This is a genomic window from Endobacterium panacihumi (genome assembly GCF_050847465.1).
GTDB classification, from domain to species: Bacteria; Pseudomonadota; Alphaproteobacteria; order Rhizobiales; family Rhizobiaceae; genus Neorhizobium; species Neorhizobium panacihumi.
On sequence record NZ_JBOZRA010000013.1, the window covers coordinates 37530 to 47601 of the forward strand.

The 10072-nt window shown below is 58.8% G+C and carries 9 protein-coding genes; 6 read left to right on the forward strand and 3 right to left on the reverse strand.

From position 1 onward, the window contains the following. Nucleotides 1-106: 106 nt before the first annotated feature. Genes traG through ACRQ1B_RS28710 form a run of 3 tightly spaced genes read right to left on the reverse strand, consistent with a single transcriptional unit; the run spans nucleotide 107 to nucleotide 2529 of the window. Nucleotides 107-2077: a Ti-type conjugative transfer system protein TraG gene (gene traG, locus ACRQ1B_RS28700; RefSeq protein ID WP_432297733.1), complete on the reverse strand. Its 1971-nt coding sequence runs from the start codon at nucleotides 2075-2077 to the stop codon at nucleotides 107-109. Beyond that, a complete protein-coding gene (gene traD / locus ACRQ1B_RS28705; protein ID WP_432297735.1) occupies nucleotides 1998-2276 on the reverse strand; it encodes a conjugal transfer protein TraD in 279 nt (92 codons plus the stop codon). The genes traG and traD overlap by 80 nt, the downstream gene beginning before the upstream one ends. A gap of 28 nt (nucleotides 2277-2304) precedes the next feature. After that, nucleotides 2305-2529 (reverse strand): TraC family protein, encoded by a 225-nt coding sequence (locus tag ACRQ1B_RS28710; protein ID WP_432297737.1) that lies wholly within the window; start codon nucleotides 2527-2529, stop codon nucleotides 2305-2307. Between the two features lie 214 nt (nucleotides 2530-2743). On the opposite strand from ACRQ1B_RS28710, the gene traA reads away from it, so the two are divergent. The 6 genes from traA to ACRQ1B_RS28740 are packed head-to-tail and all read left to right on the forward strand — an operon-like array spanning nucleotide 2744 to nucleotide 9844. Then, entirely contained in the window at nucleotides 2744-6808 is a 4065-nt protein-coding gene (traA, locus tag ACRQ1B_RS28715; protein WP_432297738.1) for a Ti-type conjugative transfer relaxase TraA, read from the forward strand. Further along, nucleotides 6805-7338 (forward strand): conjugative transfer signal peptidase TraF, encoded by a 534-nt coding sequence (gene traF, locus ACRQ1B_RS28720; RefSeq protein WP_432297739.1) that lies wholly within the window; start codon nucleotides 6805-6807, stop codon nucleotides 7336-7338. Before traA ends, traF begins: the two co-directional genes overlap by 4 nt. Continuing rightward, nucleotides 7313-8482, forward strand: a complete 1170-nt coding sequence (locus tag ACRQ1B_RS28725) for a conjugal transfer protein TraB (RefSeq protein WP_432297740.1) — start codon at nucleotides 7313-7315, stop codon at nucleotides 8480-8482. Before traF ends, ACRQ1B_RS28725 begins: the two co-directional genes overlap by 26 nt. 13 nt (nucleotides 8483-8495) lie before the next feature. Continuing rightward, nucleotides 8496-9191: a lysozyme family protein gene (locus ACRQ1B_RS28730; protein WP_432297742.1), complete on the forward strand. Its 696-nt coding sequence runs from the start codon at nucleotides 8496-8498 to the stop codon at nucleotides 9189-9191. Further along, nucleotides 9188-9553 (forward strand): thermonuclease family protein, encoded by a 366-nt coding sequence (locus tag ACRQ1B_RS28735; RefSeq protein ID WP_432297743.1) that lies wholly within the window; start codon nucleotides 9188-9190, stop codon nucleotides 9551-9553. Before ACRQ1B_RS28730 ends, ACRQ1B_RS28735 begins: the two co-directional genes overlap by 4 nt. 48 nt (nucleotides 9554-9601) lie before the next feature. Continuing rightward, nucleotides 9602-9844, forward strand: coding sequence for a hypothetical protein (locus ACRQ1B_RS28740; protein ID WP_432297744.1), 243 nt, complete (start codon nucleotides 9602-9604; stop codon nucleotides 9842-9844). Nucleotides 9845-10072: the final 228 nt, after the last annotated feature.

Sequence of the window (10072 nt, forward strand, 5' to 3'; positions counted from 1 at the left end):
GCTGCCCCATGGGGGCGGTCGTAGCAGGCGAAGGCATGAACGCGCTCCCCAATAGCGCCGAAGAGAATGCCGCAGCTTGTGGGAAACGTGGCCCGTAAGGCCTCCGTTATTCTACCTCAGCGTCTGCCTTTTGGTTCGGAGTGAACTTTGAGGCACCGACCCTCGACGCCATTTCCTCACGCCGGAAATAGATAGATCGTCCGCAGCGCAGCGGCGGGTTGCCGCTGGTAAATATGATCTGCTCATCGGTTCGCATCTGGGTAACTTCGTGCGGCAAGATCAGCAGCCTTTGGGTCAATTGCTTTGACCTTGTTCGGCCGCTTCGCCCACCGTTGGAGTTGCGCGTTACCTGATCGACCTCGATCGTGGTCGTACCGCAGCGTTTGGAAATGTAGTCCGCGGTGTCGGTGTCATTGACGGCCGCGAACGATACCCAGGACGCGGACTCGAACCATTTGCTGGTCGCGTCGCGGCCGCCAAACGCTTCGCGCATCTGGCCGAGCGACTGGAACAGGAGTAGCAATGTGATGCCGTACTTACGGCCGGCATCGCGGGCCGTCTCGATGATCCGCATATAGCCGAGGCGTGCAGCTTCATCGAGCAGGAAGAGGGCGCGTTCGGACACATCGCCATTGCGATTGTAGAGCGCCTTTAGAAATGCGCCGATAATCACGCGGGCCATGCCCGGATGGTTTTCGAGTGTCGAAAGGTCGATATTGATAAACACTGTGATGTCGCCGGCGGCGACGTCTTCGGTCTTGAAGGTGTTGCCTGACACGATGGCCGAATAGTTGTCATAGGACAGCCAGTGCGTTTCCTTGGTCGCGGTCGCATAGACACCTGAAAAGGTCTGTTCGGTCATGTTGATGAACGGCGCGACGTTCTCCCTCACGAACCGGGAAGACGTGTTCTTGTGGATCTTTTCGAGCTTCGCTTGCAGCGTCTTTTCTGGCTGGGCCAGTCGCCGGCGCACGATGCGCAGCGACTTTTCGCCAGTCATAAACTCCGGGTCTTCGTCTGGATCTTCTTCGGTTTCTTCCCGATCGCTCATCATCGTGTCAGCAATGATCGCGGTTATGAGCTGTTCGGCCATTGTCCGAAAGAAGTCATCCGAGCCGGATGACACGCGCGGTTTTTCGCTCATCAGCCATGCCGCGACAGATGCAATATCTTCTTCCGGTGTATTGCCGTGCTGGCCGATCCAGTCGAGGACGTTGAAACCAACGTGCGGAGTTCGTGGGTCGAGCGACCGCACTTTTTGATGATTGCGGTAGCGATGGTCCGTGACCATCGGCGCAATCTCAGTCGATGGATCGAGGACGATCAGCGAGCCTTTGAACTTAAGCGCCGTGGGAATGACGACAGAGGTTGTCTTGAAGCCACCCGATCCGGCAAAGGCGAGGCCATGCGTCGAACCGAACCCCGCATCGAAGCAGAGCAGGGGAGCTTTACCACCCTTTCCCCATGTCTCTTTCCTGCGTGGATCGAAACCGACCTGGCCGACTGTATCGTCGTCAGGACGGTAGTTCTCACCCACGACAATGCCACCGGTGGGTGGAAAGAGTTTCGCCGCCTGGGCGATGGGCATCCAGTCATTGGCGCCATGGACCGCCCGAGCGCCCTTGAGGCGCTTTGGGCCAGTCGCGCCAAATGCCATATTGCCGCGCTGTCCGACTTTCACGCCGAACATCGCGACAAAGAAGGTCGCGGCCGCCCCGCCGATTGTGAACCAATCGACAAGCGGCCCGAGGTCAACATTAGGCTGATTGGCTTGCAGCGCCATAAGTCGCGACACCTCGCCGCCGACGCCAAGCGCCGCCGATGCGAGGCCACCCAGCATCACGCCCCAACCAGCCCATTGAATGAACAGCGAGCCTTTCGTTGCGAACAGAACGATGACGCCGAGCAGTGCTGCGGCGACATACGGGACTGCAAGGCCAATGCGCCCGAGCGTTTGATAGGACTGATCGCTTGTGCCGAAACCGGCCAACCAGAATTCAATCCCTTTCATCCCGATCACCGCCGCCAGCATTAATGCTGCCGGCATGATCAGGAGCGTCACCTTTTTGCCCGTCATCCTCAAACCCTTTTTTGCCGATCGCTTCCAGTCTCGCCCACTCGCCCGGATCGCTCTTGAGCCGTTCCGCGAGTTCACCAAGCCATCCCAGAAGTACGGCTTTGTTCATTTCGCGAAGACCGGCTTTGACCACCAAACCGCCGAGCTGGATTTTCTCGCGCGTATCTTTCTTGCGATCTTCGGTGCGGGCAGTTTGCAACTGTCTCTCCGTCTGCGCGATCCGGCCTCTAAGCCGTCTGGTTCGACTGTTGCGCTTTGGACTGAAATCGTGCGACCACTTCTTTCAGCGCCTGGATCAGATCGGCGTCGTTGGCATCGATCTCATGAAGACCGGCTTTCACGGCAAGGCCACCGATACGTTCCGCCTCTCTGGCCTCTGCCTCTTTCAGCTCGTTCTTGAGCGCATCAATCTGTGCCCTGATCTCTGCTGGCGACTTCGGCTTCTTTGCCATTTTCTCTACTCCGTTGATGTTGCATATGAAGTTTTGCCCCATCAGGCAGCACCAATCAATTTAAAATTTCTGCGGAGCAGGCATTGTTGCTTTACACTGAACCGGCCTGCCGGTACTTTCTTGTCTGTGTCTAACAGCGCAGTAATACGTTACGTTGCAACGTCTGCTTTTCGCCCCCTTTGGCGGGGCGCTCATTGATCGGAGAATAGCGCTCTTGGCCATCACGCACTTTACGCCCAAGCTCATCAGCCGCGCCTCTGGGCGTTCCGCTGTTGCTGCTGCTGCGTATCGTCATTGCGCCAAGATGGAGAACGAGCGGGAAGGGCGCGTTACCGACTTCACCAACAAGACCGGCTTGGCTCACAGCGAGTTTGCTATTCCTGATCACGCCCCGGATTGGGCAAAGGCGCTGATCGACGGAAAGAAGGCCGCGCAATCGTCCGAGACATTCTGGAACAAGGTCGAGGCGTTCGAGGCCCGTAAGGATGCGCAGCTTGCCAAAGAATTTGTCCTGGCGCTGCCGATTGAGCTAACCACGGAGCAGAATATCGCGCTCATGCGCGATTTCGTATCTGCCGAAATTACCTCAAGGGGCCTCATCGCGGATTGGGCCTATCACGATGTTGAGGGCAATCCTCATGTGCATCTGATGACCAGCCTGCGCCCGCTCACTCAGGACGGATTTGGCGGAAAGAAGGTTCCGGTTCTCGATGAAAACGGCCAGCCATCGCGGGCGAAAAACGGTCAGATACAGTACAAGCTATGGGCAGGTGATAAGGCAGATTTCCTAGAGCTTCGGAATAGCTGGTACGCCTCGCAGAACAAGCATCTGGAATTGAACGGCCATGATGTGCGGGTCGATGGGCGGTCCTATGCAGAGCGCGGTATTGACCTTGAGCCTACCAGTCATATCGGTGTGGCCGCCAAGAACATCCATCGTGAGGCCGAGGCAGAGGGGCGGACGGTAAACCTTGAAAGGCTTGCCGAGCATCAGGCCGTCCGGGTCGAGAATGCCAGCCGCATTTCCAATCGCCCCGAGATCGTCCTTGAGGCGATATCGACCGAAAAGAGCGTTTTCGATGAACGCGATGTGGCGAAGTATCTGCACCGCTACGTCGATGATGCTGGTGAATTTGCGAACCTTTTTGCCCGCGTTATGCAAAGCCCCGAGCTGGCGTTGATCGAGGCCGAGGGCGTCGATTTTGCCACCGGCGAAGTTCTGCCGAACCGCTATGCCACCCGCGACATGATCCGCATTGAGGCGGAGATGGCCGATCAGGCAGAGCGCCTTGCGGTGCGCGGCGGCTTCGCTGTGTCGGCGTCATCAGGGGCGGAAGTCATTGCGGCCCAGGAACACCAATCTGCCGAACGCGATGTTGCCATTGAGCGCATTACCGGCGATGAGCGGTTGTCGCTTGTCGTCGGTCGCGCTGGCTCCGGCAAAACCACAATGATGAAGGCTGCCCGCGAAATTTGGGAAGCCAATGGGTACAAGGTTGTTGGCGGCGCACTGGCAGGCAAAGCCGCCGAGGGCTTGGAGAAAGAGGCGGGTATTACCAGCCGCACTCTCGCGTCATGGCAATTGCAGTGGAAGCGCGAAGAGAACTTGCTGGACGAAAAGACCGTGTTCGTCATGGATGAATCCGGCATGGTCGCGTCCCGTCAGATGGCGGATTTCATCGCCGCCGCCGACAAGGCGGGTGCCAAAATTGTTCTCATTGGTGACGCCGACCAGTTGCAGCCAATTGAAGCTGGCGGCGCTTTCCGCAAGCTTGCTGATACTGTTGGCTATGCCGAGCTTGGAACGATCTGGCGCCAGCGCGAAGAATGGATGCGCGAAGCTTCCATGGATCTCGCCAAGGGCGATGTTGCTGCGGCTCTCACTGCCTACAACGACAATGGGCATGTCAAAGAGACCAAGACCAAGGACGAGGCTATCACCGCTTTGGTCAAGGATTGGATTGCCGATTACGATCCCGGCAAGTCTAGCCTCATCCTTGCATTCATGCGCAAGGACGTTCGTGCCCTCAACGAGCAGGCTCGCGCGGCCCTCACAGAGCGCAAGCTGATCGGAGCCGATCACGCGTTCCGCACTGCCGATGGGGTTCGACAGTTCGCCACCGGCGATCAGATCGTTTTCCTCAAAAACGAGAAATCGCTTGGCGTCATGAACGGTATGATCGGGCGCGTGGTCGAAGCCGAGAAAGGCAAGATCGTCGCGGAGATCGGAGAAGACAAACGCCGTGTCGAGGTCGATCAGGCTTTCTATCAGAATGTCGATCATGGCTATGCGACGACCATCCACAAGAGCCAGGGCGCGACAGTCGATAAGGTCAAGGTTCTGGCCTCGTCGATGTTCGACCGGCATCTGACCTACGTGGCGCTCACCCGTCATCGCGACACCATGGAGCTTTATGCGGCCGCGGATGAATTTGGGCGCTATGGCCGTGTCGATCATGCAGCCGGGATCACCGGCAAGCTGATTGATGCCGGCATGGCGAAGTTCAAGGAAGGCGAGGACGTGAAACCCACGCCCTATGCCGACTTGCTTGATGCAGCCGGCACCACACATCGCCTTTGGGGCGTCAGCTTGCCCGAGGCAATGGAAAAGGGCGGCGTCACCATCGGAGATATGGTTCGGCTGCGAAAAGATGGGACCGAGGAAGTCATTATTTCCGTCCCGGTTGTCGATGAAGTCACCGGAGCCAAAACGTGGGAAGAGCGTGTTGGCGAGCGCAACGTTTGGACCGCTGCGCTAGTCGGTGATCGAGATCCAGCCTCGAAAAGCGTGGCCGCCGCGCACCTGTATTCTAAGGGTGATCGCGTCGATCATAACGAGGGTCTGGTTGGCGAGTTTCTTGAATGCGGCAAGGCCCACTTCCGCGAAAATGGCAAGGGCGACAAGACGCCTTACGCGGATGTCCGCACGCCTGATGGCGTCGTGCATAGGCTTTGGGGTGTCAGCCTGCCTGACGCCATAGACAACTCAGGTGTTGAGGTTGGAGACACTGTCCGGCTACAGCGCAATGGCGTGGAAGAAGTCAAAATTCCGGTGCGCGGCGTCGATCCTGTGACGGGTCGCGACACCCTCACTTTCGAGCCCGCCCAGCGCAATAAGTGGAAGGCTCAGGTTATAGAGATGCGCGAGGCTCGCGAAGCTCGCGCCGAGGCTGCTCAGCAGCAGCCAGAACAATCGAAGCTCCTGGCCCAGCTTGTGGCGCGCATGTCACGCGACGGCGGCAAGACCACCACGCTCGACTATGCGGGGTCGCAGCACTATCGACAGGCGCTCGACTATGCGACGAACCGAGGACTGTTCGGGGTCCGCGTGGCTGCTGCTCTTGCCAAAGATCAGGTCCGATGGGTCAAGACGCAGCGCGACCGGCTGGCAGCAGCAGGCGCGAAACTATCCAGCTTCATCGAACGGTTCGGCCGAGGCCAGACCGTTCAATCTCAGCCCGCCAAATCGGCGGTACAGGGCCGTCCTTGGTTGCGCGGTGTCGCGACCTGGGCCAGCTCGATCAAACAGGCAGTGGAGGCGAAAGTGCAAGGTGATGCCACCCTTACCGTTCATTGGACGGACATTAACAGCCGCATGAAGCTTATCTATGAGAAGCCGGACGACGCCATGAAGGCGATGAATCTGGCGCCGGCACTCAATGGTGATGACGCGACGGCAAAGGCCGCTCAAGATCGCATCATCAACCAACTCAGCACCGGCCCGGAAGCTTACGGCGAACTGCGGGGTAAAACCGGCATGTTCGCATCGAGCGCGGCGAAGGCACAGCGTCAGAACGCCGTGGGCCATGTCGATCCGCTAACGAAATCGATCAAAGATTACGTCCGCATCCGAGCCGAGGTGCAGGAGCTTCACACCGGCACTTTGGCCCAAGAGCGGGATCGTCAGCGCGTCGATGTTCCGTCGATTTCCAACGACGCCAGCCGCACGCTTGAGCGCATTCGTGACGCCATCGACCGCAACGATCTGCATTCCCATCTTGGCTTTGCCCTGTCCGACAGGATCGTGCGAGCCGAGATCGAAGGCTTGAACAAGGCGCTCGATCAGAAGTTCGGATCGAACACGTTCAAGGATGCCGAGGCGAAGGGCAAGACGTTCGATATTGCCGCCTCCAAGGTCGCACCGGCCGAGCGCGCAAAACTCGCGGCGGACTGGCCGCTGTTCAATGCGGCACATCAGGTAGGGGCGCATGAGAAGAAGCAGGCTCAGGCCGAGGCCAAGGCGCAGGCCCAGACCCAGAGGCCGGGGATGACCCGTTGAGCGCCCGTCGCAATGCCCTCGTCATTCTTGGCGCCGGCGCAATATTGATCGGTGGCATTGCCAGCGCCTTCGCCTTTGGCGGCTACCGGATCAATTTCACGCCGTCATACAATCTTGGCCTCTGGCAGATTGTCGCCCTGGACCGTGAGGTTAGGGCAGGGGATCGCATTTTCATCTGCCCTCCTGATGGCGAGGCGGTCGAGCTGGCGCTTGAGCGCCAATATCTTCCGCGTGGCCTTTGCTCCTCTGGCAGTGGTCCGCTCATTAAAACCGTCGCCGCGGTCGCTGGTCAGTCGGTCGAGATCGGCGGCCAGGTCATCATTGACGGAAATCCCCTTCATTCATCGCGCGTCCTCACGGCCGATGCAGAAGGCCGGCCCATGCCGGTCTATGCCGGTGGCACAGTCGGCGAGGGCATGGTTTTCCTGCATTCTGAATTTGTTGGTTCATATGACTCGAGATACTTTGGCCCACTCCCCGCAGACGGCACCCTTGGCCTCGCGCGTGAAATCCTCACTTACGCCCCGTAACCTCGCTATCGGCGCAGCCTTCGTCGCCGGTGGCGCATTCACTGGCGCGGTCGGCTGGAGCGGCTATGCGCTGGCTTTCCCGGTTGGCGTCGCCTTTCCGGCGCTGTGGGCGTTCGCCCCCTCGCGTACCGTGGCGGCGCTGGTGGCGGCCGCCCATTTCTTGGGAGCCTCGCGTGGTCTGCCCATCGGAACGTCGATCTTCTTTGGCGAACAGCTCGCCATCGGCATAGGCTTCTGGCTTGTCGCCTCGATCTTGTTCGTCATCGTTCATGCCGCCCTTTGGACCTCGAAAGGCGGCTGGCATCGTCCGCAGCGCTACGCGATCGCCGCCATTCTCATGAGCTTGCCGCCATTTGGGTTTACAGGCTGGGCCAGCCCGATCACAGCCGCAGGAATCTTGTTTCCGGGCTGGGGATGGTTCGGCCTGGCCGCGATGGCGACCGGCCTTCTCGTCATGACGACGAGGGCTTGGCCGGCCGCTGCGCTCGTCCTTGGAGGACTTTACGCATGGTCCGCCGCAACGTGGACGCCCCCAGCCTTACCGGAGGGGTATGCCGGCATCAACACCGAGTTCAAATTTACCGCTCAAGGGCAATATGCCGACTATTCCCAGCACCTTGAAACCATCGGCATGGTCAAGGACGCCGTAGGGCAGGGCGCGTCTGTTGTCATTTTGCCAGAGAGCGCGCTTGGCCTCTGGGGCACCACCACCGAACGCCTCTGGCAGCGTGAGCTTTCGGGCCTCGATGTTCGCGTGGTCGGCGGTGCAGCCGTAGTCGATCCGACTGGCTACGACAGCGTTATGATGGAGCTGACGCCCGACAGTTCCGGCATCCTCTACAAGCAGCGCATGCCGGTCCCGGTGTCGATGTGGCAACCCTGGACGACTGGCGGCGCTCACGCGCAGATATTCGGCAATCCTTCGATCGAGATTGCTGGTCAGCGTGCCGCGCCGCTCATTTGCTATGAGCTTTTGCTGATCTGGCCGGTGCTGCAATCCATGATGCACGATCCTGACATGATCGTTGCCGGTGGCAACGGCTGGTGGACGGGCGGCTCTAACATCGTCTCGATTTTGAAGGCGAGCGGGGAAGCTTGGGCTTCGCTGTTCGATGTACCTTTGGTATTGGCATTCAACGAATAAGGAAGGACCAGCCATGATTGATGCCGACTTCATCAGGCAATGCGCCGACCCACGATTGAGCGTCGAAATCGTTCAGCAGTTCGTTGAAGAAATCGCCGCGCCCGATCACCTGCAGGTCACTATCAAGAGCGGCAATCGCACCTTCGCCGTGCCAAAGCCGACGACGCCCGAAGCGGCCATGGACCTGACGAAACAGTATCTCGGTCAGGCCGTCATTCGCGTTGGTCTCACTCAATATCCTGCCGGTCTGGGCGTTCAGAACGTCGAGGATTTGAGCATGAACCTTTTCGATTCATGCGAGAACTTGCGCATGGGCACGGCGATGTTCAGCAAGATCTACCGCATCGTCACGAAATGGTACGGCGGTCCCCGGCCAGAGGCGTTCGAGGACGCCATGCTGTCTTATGCCAGCGGCTATTTTGAAGGCCAGAGCGTGTTCTACGCCGAAGACCCCGGCGATGTTGCGGTGTGGAAGCCAGCGCCGGCCGAACAGCTTGCGGCGGCACAGGAGCGCATGGGCGACGGCGAAGCCGCACCCGTCGCGCCCGCCGATCCAGTAGGGGAAGTCCTGGCCGCAGGGCCGGGCGAGGGGACGCCGACACCATCCGAGCCGCCATTTAGTGATGAAGACCCCAACCGCGCTTCCATGAGGATCAACCTCAATGGGATCAAGACCCACAATGTAGAGCCGAGGTCCACGAGCCAGTGAATAGCCATGTAATCATCGAAATCCTGTTGTGCGCCATCGCGTGCGAGCCTGTTCAAGTGAAGGTCTGGGACGGCGATACCATCAGGATCGAGAACCATGGCGTTGAGCGCGTCCGGATTTCCAACATTGATGCTCCCGAGATCGAGGGGCAATGCCGCTACGAAATCAACCTGGCTCAAGATTCCAAGCACCGGCTCGCTGCGCTTCTCGATGGTCAGCGCGTCGAGATCCGCCGAGAGGGCGAAGACCGATATAATCGGACATTGGCGACCCTTCGGGTGAACGGTCGCGATGTTGGCGACCAGCTCGTGAGCGAAGGGCTTGCGAGAACATGGGGTGGCCGACGCGAGCCGTGGTGTTAAATCCGCGCCATTTTCGGATCAGATCATTCCAGTATGAGGATAACTGCAATGCTCACCCACAAGCAGAAGGACGAAGTTTTGCGACAGGCATTTGTCGCCTTCGTGTCGTTCAGCAAGCACTCTCTCTCACCCACCCAGACGTCCTGGGCGCGGGAGCGGGCCGAAAACTGCCTTTGGGCGTTGGGCGTCAAGGAATTTGAGGGCTTCCAAGCTCGTGTACCTGATCCGATTGGCGACACCATCGACCTCGAAGCCACCCGGCTAATGCCGACTGATAATTCTGAATCATAGCTTGCGACCAGAAGCCGCTCTACTCGATGGAGCGGCTTTTTCTTGCCTTTGCTGGCGCGTCTTGTAATGGTGAACAATCGAAATCCATTGTTCGCATAATATATATTATGGAACTAAACCATTGATTTAACTGTATATTTTATGGGTTTGCCAGGCAAAAGGCTGGATCAGCCGCTGCTCTATCAACCCTTGTCGGCCTTCTACGGTGCCGATTCCCAGCCTTGCGAA